This is a genomic window from Streptomyces termitum (genome assembly GCF_014650175.1).
Lineage (GTDB): Bacteria > Actinomycetota > Actinomycetes > Streptomycetales > Streptomycetaceae > Streptomyces > Streptomyces termitum.
Map to the genome: position 1 here is coordinate 121,931 of NZ_BMUL01000004.1, position 23,534 is coordinate 145,464.

22 protein-coding genes are annotated in these 23,534 nt (G+C 74.9%); 15 read left to right on the forward strand and 7 right to left on the reverse strand.

The genetic code is table 11. From position 1 onward, the window contains the following. Positions 1-21 precede the first annotated feature (21 nt). On the reverse strand, positions 22-1,026 hold the full coding sequence (locus tag IE219_RS09105) for a helix-turn-helix transcriptional regulator (protein ID WP_189976084.1): 1,005 nt from the start codon (positions 1,024-1,026) through the stop codon (positions 22-24). Positions 1,027-1,337: 311 nt separating this feature from the next. Here IE219_RS09105 and IE219_RS09110 point away from each other — a divergent pair, with 311 nt between their 5' ends. Together IE219_RS09110 and IE219_RS09115 are read left to right on the forward strand one after the other, a co-directional pair. Further along, the gene (locus tag IE219_RS09110; protein ID WP_189976085.1) at positions 1,338-1,538 is read left to right on the forward strand and encodes a hypothetical protein; all 201 of its coding nucleotides are present in this window, start codon (positions 1,338-1,340) and stop codon (positions 1,536-1,538) included. Between the two features lie 50 nt (positions 1,539-1,588). After that, entirely contained in the window at positions 1,589-2,503 is a 915-nt protein-coding gene (locus tag IE219_RS09115) for a LysR family transcriptional regulator (protein ID WP_189976086.1), read from the forward strand. 6 nt (positions 2,504-2,509) lie between these two features. Here IE219_RS09115 and IE219_RS09120 read toward each other — a convergent pair whose 3' ends face one another. The 6 genes from IE219_RS09120 to IE219_RS09145 are packed head-to-tail and all read right to left on the reverse strand — an operon-like array spanning position 2,510 to position 8,494. Next, on the reverse strand, positions 2,510-3,547 hold the full coding sequence (locus IE219_RS09120; protein ID WP_229849674.1) for a Fe(II)-2OG oxygenase family protein: 1,038 nt from the start codon (positions 3,545-3,547) through the stop codon (positions 2,510-2,512). 5 nt (positions 3,548-3,552) lie between these two features. Next, positions 3,553-4,659 carry an amino acid kinase family protein gene (locus tag IE219_RS09125; protein ID WP_189976087.1) on the reverse strand — a complete coding sequence of 369 codons (1,107 nt, stop codon included), beginning with the start codon at positions 4,657-4,659 and terminating at the stop codon, positions 3,553-3,555. After that, a complete protein-coding gene (locus IE219_RS09130) occupies positions 4,656-5,696 on the reverse strand; it encodes an aspartate-semialdehyde dehydrogenase (RefSeq protein ID WP_189976088.1) in 1,041 nt (346 codons plus the stop codon). The genes IE219_RS09125 and IE219_RS09130 overlap by 4 nt, the downstream gene beginning before the upstream one ends. 22 nt (positions 5,697-5,718) lie before the next feature. Next, entirely contained in the window at positions 5,719-6,711 is a 993-nt protein-coding gene (locus IE219_RS09135; RefSeq protein WP_189976089.1) for a transporter substrate-binding domain-containing protein, read from the reverse strand. Next, positions 6,708-8,045, reverse strand: a complete 1,338-nt coding sequence (locus IE219_RS09140; protein WP_189976090.1) for a methylaspartate mutase — start codon at positions 8,043-8,045, stop codon at positions 6,708-6,710. Before IE219_RS09140 ends, IE219_RS09135 begins: the two co-directional genes overlap by 4 nt. Continuing rightward, positions 8,042-8,494 (reverse strand): cobalamin B12-binding domain-containing protein, encoded by a 453-nt coding sequence (locus IE219_RS09145; RefSeq protein WP_189976091.1) that lies wholly within the window; start codon positions 8,492-8,494, stop codon positions 8,042-8,044. Before IE219_RS09145 ends, IE219_RS09140 begins: the two co-directional genes overlap by 4 nt. Before the next feature lie 278 nt (positions 8,495-8,772). Between IE219_RS09145 and IE219_RS09150 the strand changes: the two genes are divergently transcribed. The 13 genes from IE219_RS09150 to IE219_RS09210 all read left to right on the forward strand — a co-directional run bounded on the left by IE219_RS09150 (position 8,773) and on the right by IE219_RS09210 (position 23,518). Further along, positions 8,773-9,960: an ATP-grasp domain-containing protein gene (locus IE219_RS09150; RefSeq protein ID WP_189976092.1), complete on the forward strand. Its 1,188-nt coding sequence runs from the start codon at positions 8,773-8,775 to the stop codon at positions 9,958-9,960. Between the two features lie 151 nt (positions 9,961-10,111). Next, positions 10,112-12,145: a phenylacetate--CoA ligase family protein gene (locus IE219_RS09155; protein WP_189976093.1), complete on the forward strand. Its 2,034-nt coding sequence runs from the start codon at positions 10,112-10,114 to the stop codon at positions 12,143-12,145. Next, on the forward strand, positions 12,145-13,410 hold the full coding sequence (locus IE219_RS09160) for an MFS transporter (RefSeq protein ID WP_189976094.1): 1,266 nt from the start codon (positions 12,145-12,147) through the stop codon (positions 13,408-13,410). Before IE219_RS09155 ends, IE219_RS09160 begins: the two co-directional genes overlap by 1 nt. Positions 13,411-13,666: 256 nt before the next feature. Next, positions 13,667-14,890: a DUF6421 family protein gene (locus IE219_RS09165; RefSeq protein ID WP_189976095.1), complete on the forward strand. Its 1,224-nt coding sequence runs from the start codon at positions 13,667-13,669 to the stop codon at positions 14,888-14,890. Continuing rightward, a complete protein-coding gene (locus tag IE219_RS09170; RefSeq protein WP_189976096.1) occupies positions 14,883-16,010 on the forward strand; it encodes a branched-chain amino acid aminotransferase in 1,128 nt (375 codons plus the stop codon). Before IE219_RS09165 ends, IE219_RS09170 begins: the two co-directional genes overlap by 8 nt. After that, a complete protein-coding gene (locus IE219_RS09175) occupies positions 16,007-16,594 on the forward strand; it encodes a type 2 periplasmic-binding domain-containing protein (protein WP_189976097.1) in 588 nt (195 codons plus the stop codon). The genes IE219_RS09170 and IE219_RS09175 overlap by 4 nt, the downstream gene beginning before the upstream one ends. Beyond that, positions 16,591-17,832 carry an MFS transporter gene (locus IE219_RS09180; RefSeq protein WP_189976098.1) on the forward strand — a complete coding sequence of 414 codons (1,242 nt, stop codon included), beginning with the start codon at positions 16,591-16,593 and terminating at the stop codon, positions 17,830-17,832. The genes IE219_RS09175 and IE219_RS09180 overlap by 4 nt, the downstream gene beginning before the upstream one ends. After that, positions 17,829-18,998: a GNAT family N-acetyltransferase gene (locus IE219_RS09185; protein WP_189976099.1), complete on the forward strand. Its 1,170-nt coding sequence runs from the start codon at positions 17,829-17,831 to the stop codon at positions 18,996-18,998. The genes IE219_RS09180 and IE219_RS09185 overlap by 4 nt, the downstream gene beginning before the upstream one ends. Further along, positions 18,992-20,242: an ATP-grasp domain-containing protein gene (locus IE219_RS09190; RefSeq protein WP_189976100.1), complete on the forward strand. Its 1,251-nt coding sequence runs from the start codon at positions 18,992-18,994 to the stop codon at positions 20,240-20,242. Before IE219_RS09185 ends, IE219_RS09190 begins: the two co-directional genes overlap by 7 nt. Then, the gene (locus IE219_RS09195; protein ID WP_189976101.1) at positions 20,239-21,318 is read left to right on the forward strand and encodes an aminotransferase class IV; all 1,080 of its coding nucleotides are present in this window, start codon (positions 20,239-20,241) and stop codon (positions 21,316-21,318) included. Before IE219_RS09190 ends, IE219_RS09195 begins: the two co-directional genes overlap by 4 nt. Before the next feature lie 48 nt (positions 21,319-21,366). Further along, positions 21,367-21,681 carry a 4Fe-4S dicluster domain-containing protein gene (locus IE219_RS09200; protein ID WP_189976102.1) on the forward strand — a complete coding sequence of 105 codons (315 nt, stop codon included), beginning with the start codon at positions 21,367-21,369 and terminating at the stop codon, positions 21,679-21,681. Positions 21,682-21,704: 23 nt separating this feature from the next. Beyond that, positions 21,705-23,231 (forward strand): coproporphyrinogen-III oxidase family protein, encoded by a 1,527-nt coding sequence (locus IE219_RS09205; RefSeq protein WP_189976103.1) that lies wholly within the window; start codon positions 21,705-21,707, stop codon positions 23,229-23,231. A 5-nt stretch (positions 23,232-23,236) separates the two neighbouring features. Then, complete coding sequence (locus tag IE219_RS09210; protein WP_189976104.1) at positions 23,237-23,518, forward strand: acyl carrier protein; 282 nt, start codon at positions 23,237-23,239, stop codon at positions 23,516-23,518. Positions 23,519-23,534 lie beyond the last annotated feature (16 nt).

Consider the following 23,534-nt stretch of genomic DNA (forward strand, 5'->3'; position numbering starts at 1 on the left):
CGGGGCGTCGCGGGCCGCCGGTCACGGCTCGTACGGCAGCCAGCCGCAGCGGACCGCCCGTACCCCCGCCTCGAAGCGGCTCCGCGCGCCCAGGCGCTCCATCAGGACCGTCGCGATCCGGCGCGCGGTGCGGTGCGAGACCCCCAGCCGCTTGGCGATCCCCTCATCCGTGTGCCCCTCGGCCAGCAGCCGCAGCGCCGCGGCCTCCTGCCGGCTCAGCCCGTCGTCGCCGCCGCGCGGCGCCGCGGCCTCGCCGAACGGCTGCGCCTGGTCCCACACGCTCTCGAAGAGGGTGCACAGCGCGGTCAGCGTCCCCTGACCGGTCAGCACCACCGCCCCCGCGAGGCTGTCCTCGCTGTTCAGCGGGATGATCGCCGTCCTGCGGTCCAGGATCGTCATCCGGGTCGGCAGGACCGCCACCGTGCGGACCTGTCCGCCGTGGCCGGTCAGCCAGTTCACGTGCTCCACCGTCGGCGGGCTGTTGCGGACCGCGTCCACGTAGATCGTCCGCATCACCACCCCCCGCTTGAGCAGGCGCTCGTTCAGCGGGCGGGCCGCGGCCATGTTCTCCTCGCTCTGCCCGCCGTCCGGCACGAAGGCCATCACCTCCCGCTCCACCTCGTTGGTGAAGCGGGCCAGCCGGGCCCGGATCTGCTCCACCCCGTTGAGGTGCTCCACCCCCGTGTTCGCGGCGGCCGGCTGGAGACCGGCGTACTCCGAGATGAGCTGGGAGGCCGCCGCCCGCGAGGCCGCGATGCGCTGCCGGTGCGCCGCGAACTCCGCCTGCTGGCGGGCCAGCAGGTGTTCGAGCCCCAGCTCGGGGCTGACCGCGCGCGGATGGTCGAGCAGATCGGCCCGGTCGTGGACCACCAGGGACAGCGCGGCCAGCCGCTCCCACGCCCGGTGGATGTCCTCTTTCGTCTGTCCCGTCCGGTCCGCCAACGCGGTGGCGTCGTCTCCCGGATGGGCCAACATCGTGCGATAGACGGATTCTGTGGGGCCGTCCAACCCCAATGACTCCAGCACTGCATCCCCCTACTGAGCAGAGCGGACAGGTCGCTCCGTCCTGATCATGCCAAACGGAGGGCCGCCTATCGAGAGGGCGGAACCGCCCGGGCGCTTCCCGCGCCACCGGCGCCCCGGTGGACTGAAAGGGCCAGGGCCCAATTGGGCCAGCCACTCTCCCTTCACCTCCGCCCGCCCCTCGAAGCATGCTTGAGCCACGGCGGAAAACAGCCGCCGGAAACACTCGGTACAGCCTCTTGGACCACGTCAACCGCGGGACGTGCGACAGGGGGGTCGAGATCCGCACCCCGACTCCTGGATGGGACCCGCTCATGCTCCGCGCCCGTTTCGCCCCGATCGCCGCCAAGACCGCCGCCCTCGCCCTCGCCGCCGCCTTCCTCCTCCCGGCCGGCGGGGCCGCGACCGCCACGGTCCTGGCCGACGGGCCCGTCGCCCCGGTCACCCAGCCCGCCCAGGGCACCGGTACCGGCGGGACCGGCGAGGCCCCGGAAGACGACATGGGCTGGGGCTGACCGGACCGTACGGCGGGGGAGACCGGCCTCGAACCACGGGAGGAGACCACGTGGACATCCGACAGCTGACGACCTTCCACCGGGTGGCGACACTGCTCAGCTTCACGCGGGCCGCCACCGAGCTCAAGTACGCCCAGTCCAGCGTCACCGCGCAGATCAAGGGACTGGAGGTCTCGCTCGGGGTCGAGCTCTTCGAACGGCTCCGGGGCCGGATCCGGCTCACCCCGGCCGGTGAGCGCCTGATGCCGTACGCCGAGCGGATCCTCGCCCTCGCCGACGAGGCGCGGGGCGCCACCGCCGGTCCCGGCGACCCCTCCGGGAGCCTGGTCATCGGCACGACGGAGAGCCTGATCTCCTACCGGATGCCCCCCGTCCTGGAGTACTTCCACCACCGCTACCCGCTGCTCCAGCTGGTGCTCCGCCCGAGCCTGTGCGCCGAGACCTGCCACGCGCTGCGCCAGGGCTCCTTCGACCTGGGCTTCCTCATGGAGGCCGAGACGGAGCACCCCGGGGTGCAGACCGCCGTGCTGGGCTCCGAGCCGCTGGCCCTGGTGGCCGCTCCCGGCCACCTCCTCGCCCGGGAACGCTCCCTCACCACGCGGGACCTGCGCGCGGCCGCCGTCCTCGCGCCCGAGGCCGGCTGCGCCTACCGCGAGCTGTTCGAGGCCGAGCTGAACGACGGCTCGGGGGAACCGGTCTCCTTCCTGGAGTTCGGCAACATCGAGTCGGTCAAGCGGGGCGTGGCCGCCGGCCTCGGCATCGGCCTGCTGCCGGCGATGACCGTCGCGGAGGCCGTGGAGGACGGCCGGCTCGCCGTCCTCGACTGGGAGCCCCCCTTCGAGGTGTTCACCCAGCTCGCCTGGCGGCGCGGCAGGCAACTGTCCCGGGAGGCCCGCCTGTTCGTCGACCAGACGGTCGCCTTCATGTCCGAGTACTACCGGCCGGCCGCCACCGCCGCCGCCTGAGGGGGCTCAGAAGTGGACGCGACGGGCGGTCGGCGAGGCGCGGTGGCGGATGGTCCACAGGCTGCGCCGCACATAGGTGCGCTGGAGCCAGCGGTCCATCCCGTCGTAGCGGGGCGTGAACACCGAACGGGCGTGCACCCCCTTGCGGTTGTTCACCAGCAGGGCCTGGCCGGGCCGCAGCGGCACCGGCTGCGCCACCGAGCGGCAGACCTCCTGGAGCCGCAGCAGCGCCGTGTCCGCCGCGCCGGTCAGCGGACGGACCCCGTTGGCCGCCACGGTGATCTCCGGGAAGGCCTCCGCACCGCTGATCAGCGGCACCGGATCGGAGAGCACCTCGCGCCCGTCGGCGTGGGCCCGGACGTACCCGCCGGGGGCGTTCAGCCGGAACAGCGGGCTGCGCAGCGTCGTCAGCACGTCGTCGCCGAGGGAGGCCGTGATGTCGCGGGCGTCCGCGTAGTACGTGACGGCCTCGCCCGCGTGGTCGGCGCGCAGGCAGTTCAGCACCAGGAAGTCGGGCCCGGCCAGGTCGTAGCGGCCCACCGGGTCGTGGACGATGTCGCTGTGGAAGTTCAGGAAGGCCCGCGAACCCTGGTTGGTCTGGGTGTGCTCGCCGCCCGGGACGGGCACCACGTCGTGCACGATCCGGCCGTCCTTCTCGGTGAGCATCCCCACCGGCTCGCCCAGCAGCCCGCTCAGCCCGAGCAGCACCCCCTCGGAGACGAAGGACTCCTTGGCGGGGCTCGGCCGGCCGTCGGACGGGGTGGGCGGCAGTACGGGGTCCTGCGGCAGGTTCCCCACCAGCGCCACCCCCGGCGTGTCCGGGTGCCGGCCGAAGTCCAGCAGCCCGCGCAGCAGTTCCGTGGGCAGCCGGGCGAAGACCTGGTGGCAGCGGGCCGTGGCCCAGTCGAGGTCGGCGGCCGGGGAGTCCAGCAGCGCCAGGTCCCGCCCCACCGCCTCCCGCACGGAGTCGGGCAGCTCCCAGACGGCGAGCGCGGAACCGCTGCCCGGCCGGGTGCCGAGGATGTCGGCGACGGTCATGGTCATGTGCCTCACACTCCCGCGAGTCTCAGGGGACGGCCCGTACCGGCCGGGCCTTCGTCGAACGTGGCGTGCAGCCGGCGCGCCAGGGCCACGGCCCCGTCCGCGTCGGCCGCCAGCCGGGTTGTCGCCACCGGGCCGCGCAGCACCGTCACCGGGACGCCCGCGGCCTCCCCGGGTACCAGCCCCCGGCGGCGGTGGAACTCCGCGAGGTCCAGGAAACCGCCGACGGCCACCACCAGCGGGCCGCCGTCGAGGCGCACCGCCTCCGCGTTCGCCGCGCGCAGCGCCGCGAACGCCCGGTCGGCCTCCTCCTCGGTCCGGTACCGCAGCGCCGCCGAGCGCCGGTCGAGGACCACGGCGGACACCGGCGCGCCCCGTGCGCCCACCCGGCTGCCCCGCGCGAACGGCGGCAGGGCGTGCCGCAGGACGAGCTCCACACCGCACCGGCGGGCCATCTCCACGGCCCGCCGGTGGATCACCTTCGCGCCGTGCAGCGACAGCAGCGAGGCCGTGTCGTACGAGACCAGCGGCAGCAGCCGCGCCCCCGGCACCAGGTGCGGGTCCGCGCTGTAGACGCCGTCCACGTCCGAGTGGATCTCGCAGCGGCGCGCGCCGACGGCCGCGGCCACCGCCACCGCCGACAGGTCCGAGCTGTTCTTGCCGAGCCACGTCGGCCGCCCCCGCCCGTCCACCGCCTGCCCGCCCGGCACCACCACCACCTCGTGCGCGGCCAGCGCCGAGGCCAGCGGCCCCGGGTCCGTGCGCACCAGCCGGGCCCGCGCGAACACCGCGTCCGACACCAGGCCCAGCCGGGCCCCGGCCAGCACCGTCGAGCCGACGCCCGCCCGGTGCAGGGCCGCGGCCAGCAGCTGCGCCCCGGTGGTGTCGGCCAGCGTCAGCAGCCCGGCCAGGGTCTCGTCCTCGGGACGCGGGTCGACGCCCAGCAGCCGCTCCCGCAGCGCCTCCGTCTCACCGGGCCCCGCGCTCACCACCACGGCCAGCGGGCCGGACCCCTCGCGCAGCCGGCGCCCGACCGCGTCCGCGACGCGCGCGTAGCCGTCCGGCCCCGCGAAGCTCGACCCGCCGAACTTCAGCACCCGTGCCGCGCCGCTCACAGCGTGCCCCGGGCGAGGAGTTCCTCCGCGATCTGCACCGCGTTCAGCGCCGCCCCCACCCGCAGGTTGTCGGCGACCAGCCACAGCCAGAAGCCCCGGGGGTCGTTCGGCGAGACGCGGATCCGGCCCACGTGCACCCGGTCCGGGTCCTCCAGACCGGCCGGCACCGGCGGCCGCGTCAGGGGACCGTCGTACACGGTGACCTCGGGCAGCGCGCCCAGCAGCGCGACGAGTTCGCCGCGCCCGACCTCGTCCGCGCACTCCACCCACACCGACTCCGAGTGCCCGTTGACCACCGGCACCCGCACGCACGTCGCCGTCACGTCCAGCCCCGGCAGGCCGAGGATCCGCCGCGACTCGTGCAGCAGCTTCTCCTCCTCGCGGGTGAAGCCGCTCTCCAGCACCTCGTCGATCTGCGGCAGCACGTTGAAGGCCAGCGAGGGCGAGAAGCGCTTCGACAGCGGCTCGGCGTCCGGGTCCTGGAGCGCCAGCCCGCTCGCCTCCTGGAGCTCCTCGATGCCCGAGTGCCCCAGCCCCGACGCCGCCTGGTAGGTGCTCACCACGACCCGGCGCAGTCCCCAGCGCCGGCCGACCGCGTCCAGCAGCCGCACCAGCGGGATGGTCGAGCAGTTCGGGTTGGCGACCACACCGCTGTCCGGCCGCCGGTCCAGCTCCGAGGCGTTGACCTGCGGCACCACCAGGGGGGTCGCCGGATCCGCGCGGAAGGCGCGGGTGTTGTCGACGACGAGCGCGCCGGCGGCCGTGGCGACCGGCACCCACCGCTCGCTCACGGCCGTGCCGGCCGAGAAGAACGCCAGGTCCACCGAGCCGAAGTCGAACGTCTCCAGGTCCCGCACGGTGTAGTAGCGGCCCGCGACGCACACCTCCCGGCCGGCGGAGCGGGCCGAGGCCACCAGATACAGCTCGCGGTAGGGCAGTTCCCGCTCCTCGAACAGCTCGACGAGGGTGCCGCCGACCGCGCCGGTCGCCCCGACGACGGCGATGCGGGGCGCTGAGGGGTCGCTGACGAGGGTCACACGGATCTCCGATCTCGATTTTTCAGTACAGGGGAACCGGGTGGTGCAGGCCACCACCGGTCCACAGCTCGTTGAGGCCGCGCGGCACGTCCAGCCCGGAGGCCGGGCCCAGCGCGCGTTCGTACACGTCCGCGTAGGTGCCGACGGCGGCCAGCACGCGGGCCGCCCACCGGGGGTCCAGCCCGGCGGCCGGCCCGTGCCGGCCCGCCGCCGCGGCCACCCGCTCCAGGGCCGCCGCCCGCCCGCCGCCTTCCGCCGGGGCCCCCGCCACCTCGTGCTCGGCGGCCAGCAGCACGTTCACCACCCACCGGCACAGCCGCAGCCAGGCGGGATCGTCCTCGCGCACGGCCGCCGCCATCGGCTCGCGCGAGATGGTCTCGGCGAGCACCAGGTGGTCGCCCGGCACGGGGAGCAGCGCCCGCTGCCCGGCCAGCGCCACCCGGTCCAGCACCAGCGCCGCGCACGCGCCGCCGGCGTACGCGGCCAGCGCCCCGGCCGGCGTCGGATGCTCCCGCACGCGGACCGCGAGGCCCCTCGGGCCGTACCAGGCCGCCAGGTTGGCGGCGCTCGTGGTGCCCGCCTGCACGGCGACGGCGCGGCCCGCGAGTCCGGCGGCGGACGTGATCCCGTCCGCCGTACGGACCAGGAAGCCTTCGCCGTCGTAGCAGGTCACGGCGGCGAACAAGATCGGCCAGGCCGCCTCGCGGCCCATCGTCCAGGTGGTGTTGGCCACCGTCAGCTCCGCGCCGCCGTCCGCCAGCACCGCGAGCCGGTCGGCGGGGGCGGCGGGCACCCACTCCACGGCCCCCGCGTCGCCCAGCGCGGCCGCGGCCACCGCCCGCGCCACATCGGTGTCCAGCCCCGACCACACGCCGTCCGCCGACCGCGCCGAGAGCCCCGGCACGCCCCGGCTGACCACGGCGCGCAGCGCCCCGCGCGCCCGCACCGCCGCCAGCGTCGGCCCGCCGGGAGCGGCGGCCGTACGGCGCCCGGTACCGGGCCCGGGCGCGCTCACGCGGCCGCTCCGTCGGCGAGGCGGCGGCCCAGCACGTCCTCCGCGTCGAAGCGGCGGGCGTTGAAGCCGAGCATGTCCAGCAGCCGGCGGGAGCCGACCGGCCCGCGGGCCTCCGGCTCCGGGCCGGACCCGGCGCGCCGGGGGAGCGGGACCCGCCCCGGGTCCGCCCAGCGCAGCACCCCCCACGGATCCACCACGGCCCGCGCCCGGTTGGCGTTGTCCGGATGCAGACAGTACGGCACGTCCAGGAGTCCCGCGGCGAACGACCGCTCCAGGGCCGCGCCCACCGTCGGCGCCCGCTCCAGGACCCGGTCCACCAGCAGGACCGCCTCCTCGTACACGCCGTACCGCCCCGGGACGGGCACCGGCCGGGTCCGGGCGCGGGCCCGCTCGTCGGCGGCCACGGCCGAGGCGAACTCCAGCGCGCCCACGTTCTCCTCCACCGTCGGGATCCGGTGCGCCTCCGCGGGCGTCTTGACCACCAGCCGGTCCGCCCCGCCCCGCACCGCGAGCCGCGCGCTCTCCTCCAGCAGCCGGAAGGCGCCCGCCGCCGAGCGCGGGAAGACGCCCATGAACGTGTAGAGCACGACGTGCCAGTCCACGGCGCCGTCCGCGCCGTCCATGCCGCCCAGTCGTTCCCCGGCGAGCCGGCGCAGCGCGCCGAGCGCCTCCAGGTCCTGCCCCGGATGGGTCTGCTGCGCGTAACTGAGGGAGAGCGAGCGCACCCCGTGCTCGCGGAAGAACAGGGCCTCCAGCACGCTGAGCGCCACCAGCATCGAGGGCGGGCACAACTGGCCCAGCATGGCGCCGCCGAAGGTCTCCAGGTGCATCGGCTCCGCCCGCGCCGCGACCAGCTCGCAGCACCGCGACCACGCGCGCACCGACTCCCGCAGCGGGACCCGGCCGTACGGCAGGCAGTACGAGACCGGCCCGCCCTCGGTGGCGTCCGCGCCCGCCGCGCAGGCCGTCGCCACCAGCCGCTCGGCCCGTGCCGCGCCGTGCCGCACCTGGACCGGGAAGTCCGCCGAGGCCAGGCCGTCCAGGACCCCGCGCGTGCCGTCCACTCCGTGGGCCACCAGCGGGAAGCCGTTCAGCTCCGTCCCGGAGCGCAGCGCCTCCAGCGCCCGGGCGTACTCCCCGACGCGCGTGTAGCTGTCCACGGTGACGGTGCCCGCCGTGGGCGCCGCCACGTCGCGCACCGCGCGCAGCCCCTCCCGCATCCGGCCCGCGCCCGCGAAACCCATCCGCGGCTGCACGACCAGCGCCCCCGACTCCCGGGCCCCGCGCACGTGCGCCGCGAACCGGCCGGTACCGGCGGTGCCGGGGCCGCTCACGCGACCGGCTCCGCGGGCGCGCGGCGGCGCGGGCGCAGCTCGCGCAGGAAGTCCGCGAACTCCTCAAGACCGTCCTCGGACGCGAAGACCGCGTCGTAGCCCGCCTCCACGAGGGCGTCCACGTGCCGCCCGGTCCCGCCGTCCACGCCCAGCTTGCCGCCGATCACGGCGCGCAGCTCCGCGAGGCCGGGGTGGGCGCGCAGCGCCCGCACGAGCCGGGCCCCGTCCATGTGGCCGTGCCCGTTGACGGTGCTGACCACGAGGACGTCGGGGCGCTCGCGCAGACAGGCCCCGAGGACCTCGGCGTCGGTCGGGCAGGCGCCGAGGTTGACCACCTCGTGCCCGCGCTCCTCCAGCATCAGCTGGAGGAAGACGAGGTTCCACGTGTGCGCGTCGGACGAGACCCCGGAGACGACGAACTTCCCCGAGCGGCTGCGGTACTTCGGCATGGGACACCCCCGGGTGGCGGATCGGCGCAGGCGGTGCACCGATCGTCGCGGCGGAGCCCGCCCCGGTTCAACGCGTCCCCGATGGAGAACCGCTATCGCCGCCATCGAAGATTCCGATGCGCCCGGGCCGGGGCCGACTCGGCGGCGGCCGATCGAAGGGGCCGATGGCCGGCATCGGCATCCCCGCACGCCCCGCGTTGACCCGCCTCCGGCGGCCGGGCGAGGGTTCTTCCCGCCGTGCCCGTGCCGCGGACGGCAGTCCTCTGGGAGCGTCAGGCATGAAGATCCTCGTCCTTCACCAACTGCCCTACCGCAAGGCCGGATACGACCGGGCCGTCGACCACCGGCGCCACGACGTGACCTACGCCGGACACGCCGACCGGCTGGCCGACCTGCCCGCCGGCCTGCCCGCCCGGCGGCTGCCCGTCCCGGCCGACGAGGACTTCGCCGAGGCCGTCGTCGCCCGCACCTCGCCCGCCGACGGCTTCGAGGCGGTGCTGTCCCTCTCCGAGTTCGGCGTCCTCGCCGTCTGCCGCGTCCGCGCCCACCTCGGACTGCCCGGACCCACCCCGGAGCAGGCCGAACTGGCCCACGACAAGGTCCGCATGAAGCAGGCGCTCGCCGGATCGGGCGTCCGCCACCCCCGCTTCGCCGCCGAGCCGCCGCGCGAGGGACCGCTGCCCTGGTCGGGACCCACCGTCCTCAAGCCGCGCCGGGGCACCTGTAGCGAGGGCGTCTCCGTCTTCCCCAGCGCCCGCCGCGCCCTGGCCGCGCACCGCGCGCTGGCCGAGCCGGGGGCGTACCAACTGGAGGAGTACGTCGACGGCGACATCCTGCACACCGACGGCCTCGTCGCGGACGGGACCCTTGTGCACAGCGTCACGAGCCGGTACGTGGGCAAGCCCGCCGACTACGCCGGGGGCGCCCCGCTCGGCTCGCACCAACTGCCCCCCGACGCACGGTACGAGGACCTCGCCCGGCGCGTCGTCACCGCGCTCGGCATCGACCGGGGCACGCTCCACCTCGAATTCTTCGAGACCCCCCGGGGGGAGCTCGTCTTCCTGGAGGCGGCCAACCGGATGGGCGGGGCCGGGGTCGTCGACGCCCACCTCCGGCACACCGGCGTCCACCTGCCCTCGCACGAGATCGCCCTGCGGCTGGGCCTGCCGCGCCCGGCCCCGTTGCCGCCCAGCGGGCGCTACCACGGCTGGCTCGTCGTCCCCGGCCACCACCGGCCGGCCGGCCGCCCGCACGGGGTGTCCCTCCCCGCGCACCTGCGCGAGCACCCCTGCGCGGACCGGATCCACACCCTCCCGCCGGGCACCCCGGCGGCCCGGCACATCACCTACCAGGAATGGCTCGTCCCGCTGGCCCTGGAGGCGTCCCACCCGGACCCGGACACCCTGCGCGCCTACCTCGCGGCCTGCGCCGAAGCCACCGCCACCACCACGGAAGAAGCCGCGTGACCACCTCCGCCGCCATGGCGGACCCCGCGTGACCACCTCCGCCGTCACGGAGGACACCGCGTGAACCACCCCTGCCACCACGTGAGAAGCCGCGTGAGCGCCGCTACGGAGGACACCGCATGACCACCCCCGCCGCCACGGAAGAAGCCGCATGAGCACCCTCGCCGCCCCCACCCCCGCCTCCGCCACGGGCGGGGCCGCGCCCGTGGTCCGGTACTACCCGACCGACCTCCTGCTCGCCCTGGAGGAGGCCGCCCGGCCCGGCTCCGGACTCGACGCGCTCCTCGCCGGCCGGGGCCTGACCGCCCTGCGCCCGCTCCTCGACGCCCGCGAGGAGTTCGCCCACGGACTCGACGAACTCTTCGGCGGCCTGGCCCAGTACCCCTGGCAGCCGCTCACCGACACCGACGACGTGGAGGAGCTGCGGCCCGTCGGCGCGGTCCTCCTCGACGACGACCGCCCCGGCACCACCCTGCGCGGCCTCCTGCTCGCCTGGGCCACCGGCAACCACGTCACCGTGCGCACCGGCGACCCCGGCCTCTGGGACGGGCTCGCGGCGCTCCTCCACCGCCCCGGCCTGCCCCTGCCCACCCTCCGCGCCGTCCCCCGCGACGCCCCCGGGGACGGGCACGGCACCCCGCTGCGCGTCCCCGACCTGCTGCCCCTCGCGGCCCGCCCCGGCACCCCGGGCACACCGGCCGGACACGCCGCCACCGGCTGGGACCCCGCGCTGTACGCCGCCCCCGGCGCCGCCGGACCCGACCCGCTGGAGACCCGGTTCCCGGCCGGACGGGAGCTGCCCGGCCAGGACGCCTTCACCGCCGGAGTGCTCCGGAGCGACTGCCGCGCCTCCTGGACCGGCGCGCTCAGCCGCCGCACCCGCCTCCACGGCACCACCCTCGCCGCCGCCCGCGCCGCCGAGGACCCCCGCCGCACCGGCCGGCTCGACGCCCGGCTGCGCCACACCGTCTCCCGCGCCCGCCGCTCCCCGTACTACCGCGACCTGCCCCCGGTGCGGACCCTGGCGGACCTGCCCGGCCTGCCCGTCCTCGACAAGGCGGCCCTCGCCGCGCACTCGCTCCCCGAGGGCCGGGGCTTCGCCAGCGGCGCCCGTCCCACCGGCGAGGTGCTCCGCAGCGGCTCCACCACCGGCACGCCGCGCTACATCGTCTACGCCCGCGCGGACTGGGACAACATGGTCCGCGAGGCCGTCCCCCTCTTCTACGCCATGGGCCTGGCGCCCGGCGACCGCCTCGTCAACACCCTCTTCGGCGGGGACCTGTACGGCGGCCTGACCACGACGGTCACCGAGTTCAGCCGGATGCCCCTCGAATGCTGCACCACCGCCCAGGCCGCCACCCCCGACTCCCTCCTCATGCTCGCCCGGGGCTTCGACGCCAACGCCGTCATCGGCGTGCCCGCCTTCCTCGTCCCGCTGCTGCGCGAGGCCCACCGGCGGGACCCGCTGCTGCGCGTCGAGAAGGTCCTCTACCTGGGGACGGCCATGAGCCCCGCCGACCGCGCCTGGCTGCGCGAGCACCTCGGCACCCGGATCGTCTCCAGCGTCCTCGCCGCCAACGACGGCGCCCAGCTCGGCTACCAGTGCGCCCACCTCGACGGGATGCTCCACCACGTCAACGACGACTACAACTACCTGGAGGTCGTCGACGACGACGGCCGCCCCGTGCCCGACGGCACCGCGGGCGAACTGCTCACCACCACCCTCCAGAAGGGCGAGGGGCCGCTGATCCGCTACCGGATCGGCGACCGGGGCCGCTTCGTCCGGCACGACTGCCCCTGCGGAGTCTTTGGCCGCACCCTGGAGTACCACGGCCGCTCCGACGGCGTCGTCCGCCTCATGGGCGGCGCGCTCCTGCACGCCGAACTCCTCGACGCCGCCGCCGGGTTCGGCGTGTCCGAGCTCCAGGCCGAGGTCGCCTCGCAGGACGGCCGCGACACGCTCACCGTCCGCACCGAGTCCGCCCGCCCGCTGGACCCCGAAGCCCTCCGCGCCCACCTGGCCGCGCGCTTCCCGCTCCTGTCCGGCACCCGGGTCTACGAGGAGAGCGCCGACGCCGCCGCCCCGGCCGACTTCCGGGTCACCTGCCACGGCCCCGGGGAGCTCGACCGCAACCCGGCCAGCGGCAAGATCCGCCCCGTCGTGGACCTCCGGGTGGACGTCTGATGGCCACCGCCCCCCTTCCCGCCCGGGACGCCCCGGCCGCCGGGACCCCGGCCGCCCCCGACCGGACCGTCCCCGTCCTGCTGGTCTCCCTCGCCCTCCTGGGCATCGGCATGGGCGTCTACCTGCTCGCCCTCGGCCAGCTCCTGTACCAGCTCACCGGCAGCCCGCGGGCCTTCGCGCTCGCCCTGACCCTCCAGGGCGCCGCCGCCGTCTGCGTCCTGCCCTTCGCCGGGCCCCTCGTCGACGCGCTCGACTCGCGGCACGTGCACACTGCCTGCAGCCTCGTGCGCGCCGTGACCGTCGCCGGGCTCGCCGTGACCGGCGCGACCCGGCCGCCCGGCGCGGTGGTGCTGATCGGCGCCGGTGTCGTCCTGCTGGCCTTCGTGGACAACGTCCAGCGCGCCGCGCTGTTCAAGTACACCGCCTGGCACGTCGACCCCGCCCGCCGCGCCCGTCTCAACGCCCTGATCAACGTGGCCGTCCAGGTCGGGGCGCTGACCGGCATGGCCCTGCTCGGCCTGCTGCTCCTGGTCACCTCCCTGGCGGGCGCCCTGCTGGCCGACACCGCCGTCGCGCTGGCCGTCGCCCTTCTCGTACGGAGCCTGCCGGCGGTGGCCCCCGAACCGCGCGCCCCGGCCGCCGGGGTGCTGCGCACGGCCCTGCCGCTGGCGCTGCGCGACTGGCGGGCCATGTTCCACCGCCACCGGGGCGACCTCACCGTCCTCGGCGTGATCGTGCTGTGCGCCGCCGACTTCGTCTTCCAGTCCTGTGTGAGCACCCTCGTCGTCCCGCTGGTGGCGGAGCACTACGGCGGCCGGGGCCAGTACGTCTCCCTGCTGGAGGCGGTCTTCGCCCTCGGCATGATCGCCTCCTCCCTCTTCACCCGGCACACCCAGCGGGCCGCGCTGCTGCCGCTGTGGTGCGTGCTCCAGGGCGCGGCGGCCGTGGTCCTCGGCCTGTCGTCCGCGCCGGCCGTCCACCTCGCGGCCCTGTTCGCGGCGGGCTTCGCCAACCTCTCCGCCCTCACCTGGCTCCTGACGACCCTTCAGGAGCGGGCGGGCGACGGGGAGAAGGCGAAGATGGCGAGCCTGCGCATGCTCTCCATCGGCCTGGCCACCACCGTGCTCATGCCGCTGGTGGGCCACTTCGCCGCGCTCTCGCTCACCGCGGGCTTCCTGTCCACGGCCTCCGTCATGCTCGCCTTCACCGCGCTGGCGGCCGTCACGACGGCCCGGCGCCGGCCCCCGGCGGCGAAACCGGCCTGAGCGCTCCCGCCGCCCGCCCTCCCGAGATCGTCCCGGTGACCGGCGGGGGAGCGGCGGGGGACCGGCGGGGGACCGGTCCGGGTCGGGTTTCCCGGTGTCGGCGCAGGTCACGGGAGTGCCACGGCAATATGCGAACATCCGTTGTTAGGCAGGGAGTTCGGGTGCTAGCGTCCGGATCCGACGGCGCTTCCACCGAGGCGCGACCGAGGGCGGGTCCCCGCGGCTCCGGCCTGGGGACCGACCGCATGGGGGTGTCGTGGGTCCACGTACTTCTGTCGAGATCCTGGAGTTCGAGCATGCCGTGGTCCCCGCGGCCGACCGGTTGAGAGAGCTGCGGACCGCGCGGTCCGGGGACGGCGCGCAGGCGCGGACCGGCGAGGTGCGGGAGGCCGTCGACGCCCTGTGCGAGGCCGTCGGGAGGACGTCCGGCCTGATGCCGGACGCCCAGATCGCCGCCACCGTCGCGGACCTGCGGACCTGGCGGGACGCCGGCTGCGAGGGCGTGCCGCACTTCGACGCCACCCGCGCCACCGTGCCCGCCCCCGCCGACGGCGAGGCCGCCGCCTACGTCGGCCCGGTGACCCTCCCCAACAGCGACCGGCACGAGGTCCACATCGAGGCGTTCTCGGTGGTCCGCCAGGACCCCGACTGCACGCCGTACCTCCAGAGCGCCTACCCGCACCCCAAGGCCGTCTTCCAGTCGACCCGGCTGCTGGCCGCCTCCCGGGGCCTGCGCGAGGGCAACTGCGTGGTGTTCTTCCCGGAGAACATCCCGTCCGCCACCCGCTGCACGGACCAGGACTTCGCCTGGTTCTTCTTCGACCGGCACACCGGCATCTACGCCCAGACCCTCGCCATCACCGAGCGGCTGTGCGGCCCCGGTTCGCCCTTCGCCGGCGAGGAGGAACTCGTCTCGGCCGGTGTCGACCCCGAGGACGTCTACCAGGCCCGCTGTGTCTGGGGCTATCTCCACGACCACTTCCACCACACCGGGCCCCGCCCCCTCGACCAGCACCTGGCGATCAAGACGACCTGGCGCCCCGGCCTCCTCGAAGAGCTCAAGGTCGACATGAAGTCGGCCGTCGCCTGCTTCGAGGACGAGGTCCCCTACGGGCCGATCGTCTTCGAGTACGTCATCCTGGAACGGCTGTTCCGCTACCCCGCCCAGCCCGAGCCGCTGCGCAACTTCGACGCCGGGACCGGCTTCGCGCTCGGCACCTGGCTCGCCGCGCACGGCCTGTTCACCCGGGACGCCCGAGGCCGCCGCGCCCTCGGCCCCAAGGCGGAGATCGTCGCGTCCGTCCGCGAACTCATCGGCCTCATCGAGGACATCGAGCGCACCGAGGACGACGAGGCGTACCGCTCCAAAGCCGTCGACTTCCTCTTCGGGACCCTCCTCAGACGGCCGGAGGCCAAGCCCGCCCGCTACGGCGGCCCGCTCGCACCGCTCGACCTGTGGGGTTCCGAAGTCCATGTCTGATTCCGCGCCCGCCCCCTGTCCCGACCCCGACCCCGACCCCTCCGCGCTCCGGGCGATCCTCAAGGACCCCGGCTTCTGCCGATACTCCACCGGCCGCGTCGCCGTCGTCGACTGGGACGCCGGAACCGGCTGGTCCGAGCCCGTGATCGCGCCCTACGCCGACCTGGCGATGGACCCCGCCGCCCTGGGACTCCACTACGGCCAGGCCGTCTTCGAGGGCATGAAGGCGTTCCGCGCCGCCGACGGCACGGTCTCCCTCTTCCGCCCCGACGACCACGGCCGGCGCCTCGCCCGCTCCGCCGCCCGCCTCGCCATGACCCCGATGCCCGTCGAGCTCTGCACCCGGGCCTGCGCCGCCCTGGTCGCCGCCGTCGCGCACTGGGTCCCCGGCGGCTACGGCCAGAGCCTGTACCTGCGGCCGCTGCTCATCTCCACCGAGGCCGAACTCGGCCTCAGGCCCTCCCGCCGCCAGCGCTGCGTGATCCTCGCCCACCCCGCCGACCCCTGCTTCGGCGCCGGCTTCCGGCCGCTCTCCGTGACCGTCGCCACCGACGCCGTACGGGCCGTCCGGGGCGGCACCGGCGAGTCCAAGTGCGCCGGGAACTACGCCGCCGGCCTCCTCACCCGCACCGAGGCCCAGGCCCGGGGGTACGACGAGGTGCTGTGGCTCGACGGCCTGGAGCGCCGCTGGATCGAGGAGCTGAGCACCATGAACGTCCTCCTCGTCTGGCGCGACGGGGACGGGGTCCGGCTCACCACCCCGCCCTGCGACGGCACCATCGTCCGCGGCCTCACCCGCGACTCGCTCCTCACCCTCGCCGCCGGCCCCGGCGGACCGGCGGCCGCCGAGGAGCCCACCTCGCTCGACGCGCTCCTCGACGGCCTCCGCGACGGCCGGCTGACCGAGATCGCCGCCTGCGGCACGGCCGGCGTCGTCGTCCCCGTCGGCCGCGTCGGCACCCCCGACGGCGACCTGACGGTCGGCGACGGCACCGAGGGGCCCGTCACCGCGCTGCTGCGGCGCACCCTGCTCGACGTCCAGCAAGGACGCACGCCCGACACCCACGGATGGCTGCGGCCCGTGCCGCCGGCCGACGCGAACGGGGGACGACGCCCATGAACGACAGCACGGCCCTGAAGACCAGCCACGACCGTGCCCTGTCGGACATCACCACCATCCACACGCTGGGGCCGACGGGCACCAACCTGGAGAAGGCCGCCCACCACTGGTTCGCCGGACGGGGCCTCGCCGGCACCGTCCTGCTCCACCCCGAGGTGGAGGACGGGCTCGACGCCATGGCCTTCGACGGCACCGAGGCGATCCTCGCCTGCGCCGTCTACCCCCGCCTGCACGACCTGGTCTTCAGCAACCTGCACCGGCTGGAGATGGCCGACAGCTTCCTCCTCGACACCCACGACATGGTCCTCGCGGGCCGGCCCGGCGACACCGGAGCGGTCGCCACCATCGTCACCCACCCGGCCCCCAGCTGCCTCGTCACCGGACGCGGCGACATCACCCTGACCAGCAGCAACTCGCGCGCGGCCGCCCTGTGCGCCGCCGGGGAGTTCGACGCCTGCGTGACCACGGGACCCGCCGCCGCGGCCGAGGGGCTCCACCTGATCGAGAACTTCGGCCCGGTGCCGATGGTCTTCACCCTGCACGTCGGCCGCCGCTCCGGCGCCGGAACCGGAAGGGCCCGATGACGACGACACCCGCGCCGGACTCCGCCACCGGCCGACGGCGGCTCCCCGGGGCCTTCCGGGCCCTGCGGGCCAGCGAGGCCCTCTCCTCGGCGGGCTCCCAGCTCACCCTGGTGGCCATGCCCGTCCTCGCCGCCGCCGACCTCGGCGCCTCGCCGTCCCGGATCGCGCTGCTCAGCGGCGCCCAGTTCGTGCCGGTCCTCGTCGTCACCCCCTTCGCCGGCCGCCTCGCCGACCTGCGCGACCGCGCCCCCCTCCTGTACGCCTCCCACTTCGCCCGTGCCGTCGTCCTCGCCCTGGTGGTGCTCCTCGCCGCGCTCTCCCGGCTCGACTACGCGGTCCTCTTCGCCGCCGCCGTCCTCCTCGGCGCCTTCACCGCCCTCTTCGACACCGCGCTCCTCGCCTACGTCCCCGACACCGTCGAGGAAGAGGAACTGACCCGGGCAAACGGCCAGTTGGCGGCGGTCAACGCGGTCTCCCAGACCGCCGGACCGGCCGTCGGCGGCCTCGTCGTCACCGGCCTCGGACCGGTCGCCGCGATGGCCGTCGACTCCGTCTCGTACCTCCTCGGCGGAGCGGCGGTACGGGCCCGCCGACGGCCGGCCCGGCACCGGGCCACCCGCGAGACCGCGTCGATCCGGGCCGGCTTCACGGCCGTCGCCGCCTCGGACCCGCTGCGCCGCCTGGTCGCCTCCGGCTCCCTGTTCAACCTGGCCGAACAGGTCGCGCTGAGCGTCCTGTTCATCGCCGTCGTCCAGGAGGCCGACCACTCCGTCGCCTTCCTCGGCTTCGGCTTCAGCGCCGCCGGGATCGGCAGCGTCGCCGGGGCCCGCGCCACCGCCCGGTACGGCGGCGGGGACGGCGCCCGGTCCTGGGTCTGGGCGCTCCTCGTCACCCAGGCGGCCCTGCTCGCCGCCCTCTGGTCGGTCGGCCGGGGCCCGTGGGGCGCCGCCGGGTTCATGGCGAGCATGGTCGTCTACGGCGCGGCCATGGCCTACTACAACGTCCACTCGCTGACCATCCGTCAGAAGGTGTCGCCGGAAGGGGTCCTGGGGCGCGTCAACGCCGTCTACCGGACCTTCGCCTTCGGCACCATCCCGATCGGGGCGGGCCTCGCCGCCCTCCTGCTGCTGTTCACCAGCGCCCCGGTGGCGGCCACGCTCGTCGCGGGCCTGAGCGTCGTGGCCACCTGGATCCTGGCCCGCGGCACGTACACGACCGAAAGGCGGAACCCCTCATGACCCACCCCGGACCCTTCGAGGTGACGGAGCGGGACCGCCTCGACGCGCACCGGCCGGGAGAGGGCTGGCTCGACGAGCACGGCTTCTACACCTGCCGCCGCTGGACGGCCTCCCAGGAGGGCGACCGCGGCTTCGACACCGCCTACCTGGTCGGCCGCTCCCCGCACGACGGCCGGACCGGGGGACTCGTCCCCTTCCACACCGCCGACGGCGGCGACAGCAACCCCCTCTACAACGAGGCCACCCTGCTCGGCCGCGCCCCCGGCGTCCAGGTCCTGGCCGGCTCCCGCACCGGCTACGACAACCGCGTCCTCCTCGACCCCGCCCTCGACGGCGCCGACCGCACGGCCCTGCTGTCCGCGCTCTGCGACCGGCTCCTCGACCGGGCCGAGGAGCGCGGCGCCGGACACGTCTCCTGGTGGTACCTGCCCGAGGCCGCCGCCCGCGAACTCGCCGCCCTGCCCGGCGTCGCCACGACGGCCGCCCCCTGCCTCCCCACCGCCGTGCTCCGGCCGCGCGGCGACGGCCTCGACGCCCACGTGGCGGCCCTGCCCGCCTCCCGCCGCTCCCTCGTCCGCCGCGACCTCAAGCGCCTCGCGGCGGCCGGCTACCGCTCCCGCACCGTCCCCACCGACCCGGCCGCCCTGGAGGCGTACGCCCCCCTCGTCGTGCAGGTGCAGGTCCGGCACGGCGAGGAGCTCACCGAGGAGGGCGCCGTCCGCTACCTCCGCCGCTGCCTCAGCCTCGGCGGCCCGGCGGCGGAAGGCACCGGCACCGGCGCCCCCGGCGACGTCGTCGTCACCGAGGTCCTCGACCCCACCGGCCGGCCCGTCGCCTTCGCCCTCGGCATCGTCCACGGCCGCGGCCTGCACATGCGGGTCTTCGGCTGCGACTACGACGGCGGTCACGGCGGCCACGGCGAGTACTTCGAGGCCACCGTCTACGGCCCGCTCCGGCACGCCCTGGAGCGCGGTCTCGACGAGGTCCACCTCGGCGTCACCTCCTACCGGGCCAAGTCCCTGCGCGGCGCCGAACTCCGCCCCCGCCAGACCCTGTTCATGTCCCGCGCCGACCGGCGCCCGCCGGCCCCCGCCCCCGACTGGAGCTTCCTCGGGGACGACGGCCGGTTCCTCGCCGGAGCGTCCTCGGAGGTCCTGCCGTGCTGATCGTCGTCCAGCCCCTCTCGGCCGGGGTCCGGCTCACCGCCCGCACGGTGGCCGCCGGCGTCCCCTGCCTCGTCCCCACCCAGTTCCCCGAACTCCTGCCGCCCGAGGTGCACACCGGCGCGATCGTCGCCGACTGGCACCCGGGACAGGGCGTGCCCGCCCTGCTCCGGCTCGCCGAGAAGGCCGCCGCCGAGACCGGCACCGCGCCCACCGGCGTCGTCGCGGGCTTCGAGTACGCCGTCCCGGAAGCCGCCGAACTGGCCCGGATCCTGGGCCTGCCCGCGCTCGGCGCCCCGGCCGCCGAGGCCGTCCGCCAGAAGGACGTCATGCGCCGGCGGTGCGAGGAGCGCGGCGTCCCCTTCCCCCGCTCGGTCACCGTCGGCCCCGCCTCGCCGGACGCCTGCCCGCTGCCCTTCCCCGTCGTCGTCAAGCCGGTCGACTGCGGCGGCAGCCTGATGGTGAGCCTCTGCCGGGACCAGGAGGAGTACGCCCGCGCCCGCGCCGTCGTGCACGGCCCCGGCGAGGTCAGGTTCCACCCCAGCCCGCGCCGGATCGCCCTCGTCGAGGAGTACGTGGAGGGCCCCGAGTTCTCCCTCGACGGCTGGGTCGACGCCGCCGGGCCGCACCTGGCGAGCGTCACCACCAAGTTCCTCTCCGCCGAACCCGACTTCTTCGAGACGGGCCACATCGCCACCGCCCCCGGGCACTCCCCGCACGGGGAGGTCCTGGAGCGGTTCGCCCGCCACGTCGTCGACGCCTTCGACCTCACCGTCGGCCCCTTCCACATCGAGACCCGGATCGACCGCGCGCGCGGCCCGGTCCTCATCGAGGTCGGGGCCCGGCTGGCCGGGGACAACATCCCCGAGCTGGTGCTCGCCGGACCCGGCGTGGACCTGTGCGCCGCCACCGCCGACGCCGCCCGCGGCCTGCACCACGACCCGGGCGCGCCCTCCCCGGTCAGCGCGGGCCTCGCCTTCGTCACCACCGACCGGGCCGGGAGCTTCGCCGGAACCCTCTCCGGCATCGAACCCTTCACCCGGGCACCCGAGTTCCGCGGCCTCCTCCCGGAGGCGGAGCCGGGGGCCGCGCTCGACCCCGGCGACATCTTCAGCAACCGCGTCGCCCGCATCCACTTCGAGGGAGACCTCGACCGGGTCGAGCACCTCGTCGCCTCGGTCCTCGCAGACGTGAGGGCCGACGTCGAGGACGCCGGCCCCCAGGACAAGGAAGGTGTCCGCGCATGAGCAGCGAACTGACCGTCACCCCCACCGGCGCCCCGCGCCCCCGGCCCGAGCCGGGCACGGAGACCGGGCCCGTCCTCACCGACCACGCCTTCTTCATGCGGACCGGCAAGCGCCGCCAGTGGCAGGGCCTCACCGTCGCCGACCGCGACGCGATCCCCCCGCTGCGGCCGACCGCCGCCGCCGTCCTCGCCGGCCAGAGCGTGGCCGACGAGTTCGCCGCGTACCGCCTCGCGGACGGCACCGTCTCCGTCTTCCGCCCCGACAGCCACGTCAAGCGGCTCAACAACGGGGCCCGCCGCCTCGCCCTCCCGCAGGTCGACTTCGACCGGGTCTGGAGCGCGGTCCGGGCCCTGCTCCGGCAGGACGCCGACTGGCTGCCGGCCGCACCCGGCTCCGCCCTCCGGCTGCGCGCGGTGCTCGCCGCCGACGGCACCGGCCTGGACGCCGGCCCCGCCGACGACTGCCTCTTCTACGTCCTCGCGGCGCTCCCCGGCCCGGCGGAGACCGGCCCGCTGCGGGCCACCACGGTCGACGGCTACGTCCGCGCCTGGCCCGGCGGCACCGGCGACCTGCGCACCGCGAGCGGCACCGCCCCCGGCGTGGTGCCCGGCGAGATCGCCGCCAACTACGGCTACGGCCACGTGCTGTGGCTCGACGGCCCGCAGGGGCGCTTCGTCCAGCAGATCGGCGACCTCAACGCCTTCTTCGTCGTCGACGGCGTGCTCACCACCCCCGCCCTCGACCGCTCGGTCCTGCCGGGCGTCACCCGCGACTCGGTCGTGAAACTGGCCCGGGACACCGGCACCGAGATCGCCGAACGGCCCGTCGAACTCGCCGGGATCCTCAAGGGCATCGCCGACGGCACCGTCACCGAGGCGTTCGCCACCGGCACCGCCACCGGCGTCGTCCCGGTCGGCTCCCTCGGCCACCAGGGCGAGGAGCACCGGCTCCCGGACGGCACCGGACCGGTCACCGCCCGCTTCCGCGACCTGCTCGCGGGCATCCGGCGCGGCGGGGCCGTCGACCGTTTCGGCTGGATGCGCCGCGTCACCGAAGTGGCCCCCGTCCACGCCTGAGCGTCCCGGGGAACCGTCCGGAGGAGAGGAAGAGGAAGGGAGAGAACGATGGCGTACGTCGTCACCGACGAGTGCATCGGCTGCAAGTACACGGACTGCGTGGACGTCTGCCCCGTGAGCTGTTTCCACGAGGGCCCCGACATGCTCTACATCGACCCCGAGGAATGCATCGACTGCAACGCCTGCGTCGCCGAATGCCCGCCCGAGGCCATCTGGGCGGACATCGACCTGCCGGAGGACAAGCTCCAGTGGATCGGGATCAACGGCGAGATGAGCGAGAAGTACCCGGTCATCCACGAGAGCCGGGGCCCCAGGGGCGAGCCCACCGAGGCCCCCGCCGAGCCGTCCAGCCAGCCTTCCTGACCCACAGAGCGGGAGCCGAGCACATGACGACCCACGTCGAGAACCCCTTCATGCTGGGCCTCGACTCGAACTTCTACCTGAAGGACGAGTTCGAGAGCCCCGAGAAGCGCACCAACGTCACCTGGTTCTACCCCAAGATCTGCGCCTTCCAGGACGCCCTGGGCTCCGAGGACGAGAAGGCCGAGTACTTCTCCTTCCTGGACCGCCAGTCCCACCCGGAGCGGACCGACATCCTGCTCTACTTCCACATCCCCTTCTGCGAGGCGTTCTGCAACTTCTGCGCCTGCTTCAAGGAATCGGCCGCCAAGTACCAGGGCGAACGGCAGAAGCGCTTCGTCCAGGCGATGGTCAAGGAGATCCAGCGCAACGCCCGCTCCCGCTACTTCCAGGGCACCAAGGTCAAGTACGTCCAGTTCGGCGGCGGCACCCCGTCCGCCCTGGAGCAGGAGTCGATGGCCACCATCCTGGAGGCCGTCCACCGCGAGTTCGACCTCAGCGAGGTCGACGGCATCTCCCTGGAGGGCAGCCCGCTCGGCCTCTCCCAGGACGGCTACATCGAGATGCTCAAGTCCCTCGGCATCACCCGCATCTCCTTCGGCGTGCAGACCCTGGACGAGGAGATCCGCCGCAAGCTCACCATCAAGGCGACCGTCGAACAGGTCCACCGGACCGCCGAGAACATCCGCAAGGCCGGCATCCGCACCTTCGCCCTCGACCTCATGTACAACCTGCCCGGCCAGGACGACGAGGTCCTCGCCGCCGACCTGGAGGGCATCTGCGCCGAGCTGCGCCCCAGCTTCGTGCAGACGTACCGCTTCAACCAGTGGGAGGGCACCCGCCTCGACCAGCAGATCCGGGCCGGCAAGGTCGCGGACGTGAAGCCCTCGGGCGCCATCGAGCGGGAGCAGTACCGGCGGATCAAGGAGGGCCTGGCCGGCTACGGCTACGACAAGCAGCTCCTCATCAACTTCTTCACCCACCTCGACGACCCGGGCGAGATCGGCCTCAACCACGCCTGCGGCGGCAACGGCTACCGCGCCAGCTACACCCTGGGCATCGGCCCGGCCGCCGAGAACTACATGGGCGAGCGCAGCTACCGCAACCACACCGACGTCGAGCGGTGGATGCGGGAGGTGGAGGAGGGGATCATCCCCATCGAGCAGGGCCGCATCTGCTCCGAGGACGAGGTCGAGAACCGCGTCATGGTCTTCTTCCCGGTCTTCGGCACCGTCCGCAAGGCCGACGTCGCCAACTTCGAGAAGTACCGCCGCGAGATCGACTGGCTGGTCGACGGCGGCTACGCGATCGAGACCGACGAGGACCTCACCCTCACCGAGAACGGCCGCGAGAACGCCGGCAACATCGCCTTCCTCTTCTACTCCGACGAGGAGAAGGCCCGCGCCCGCCGCACCATGTACCTCTCCCTGAAGAACAAGCGCAACCCCTTCCACCAGGACCAGCAGAACATCCCGCGCACCCCGCTCTTCCTCCAGACCCGCCCGAAGTCGGCGCCCCCGGCCGACGCCCCCGCGCAGCCCGAGGGGAGCTGACCGCCGTGGACGCCCGCAGGACCCGCGCGGAGATCGAGGACGACCTCCGCAAGGTGATCGCCGAGATCTTCCCCCACCAGACGGTCGAACTCGACACCACCACCCCGCTGTTCAACGGCGGCCTGTCGCTCAACTCGACCCAGATGATCGAACTGACCCTGGCCTTCGAGACGTTCTACGACATCGAGCTCGAACCCGAGCTCCTGACGACGGAGAACTTCGCCACCCTCGGGTCCCTCTCGGAACTCCTGGAGGAGCTCCTCGACGACGAGGTGTCCCCTGTCTGAGATCGAGGCGGGCGTC

Excerpts from the sequence above, each read along its gene's own strand:
- IE219_RS09110 (WP_189976085.1), top strand. The coding sequence starts at position 1,338 with ATGCTCCGCGCCCGTTTCGCCCCGATCGCCGCCAAGACCGCCGCCCTC.
- IE219_RS09120 (WP_229849674.1), bottom strand. The coding sequence starts at position 3,547 with ATGACCATGACCGTCGCCGACATCCTCGGCACCCGGCCGGGCAGCGGT.
- IE219_RS09145 (WP_189976091.1), bottom strand. The coding sequence starts at position 8,494 with ATGCCGAAGTACCGCAGCCGCTCGGGGAAGTTCGTCGTCTCCGGGGTC.
- IE219_RS09150 (WP_189976092.1), top strand. The coding sequence starts at position 8,773 with ATGAAGATCCTCGTCCTTCACCAACTGCCCTACCGCAAGGCCGGATAC.
- IE219_RS09155 (WP_189976093.1), top strand. The coding sequence starts at position 10,112 with ATGAGCACCCTCGCCGCCCCCACCCCCGCCTCCGCCACGGGCGGGGCC.
- IE219_RS09160 (WP_189976094.1), top strand. The coding sequence starts at position 12,145 with ATGGCCACCGCCCCCCTTCCCGCCCGGGACGCCCCGGCCGCCGGGACC.
- IE219_RS09170 (WP_189976096.1), top strand. The coding sequence starts at position 14,883 with ATGTCTGATTCCGCGCCCGCCCCCTGTCCCGACCCCGACCCCGACCCC.
- IE219_RS09175 (WP_189976097.1), top strand. The coding sequence starts at position 16,007 with ATGAACGACAGCACGGCCCTGAAGACCAGCCACGACCGTGCCCTGTCG.
- IE219_RS09180 (WP_189976098.1), top strand. The coding sequence starts at position 16,591 with ATGACGACGACACCCGCGCCGGACTCCGCCACCGGCCGACGGCGGCTC.
- IE219_RS09185 (WP_189976099.1), top strand. The coding sequence starts at position 17,829 with ATGACCCACCCCGGACCCTTCGAGGTGACGGAGCGGGACCGCCTCGAC.
- IE219_RS09195 (WP_189976101.1), top strand. The coding sequence starts at position 20,239 with ATGAGCAGCGAACTGACCGTCACCCCCACCGGCGCCCCGCGCCCCCGG.
- IE219_RS09200 (WP_189976102.1), top strand. The coding sequence starts at position 21,367 with ATGGCGTACGTCGTCACCGACGAGTGCATCGGCTGCAAGTACACGGAC.
- IE219_RS09205 (WP_189976103.1), top strand. The coding sequence starts at position 21,705 with ATGACGACCCACGTCGAGAACCCCTTCATGCTGGGCCTCGACTCGAAC.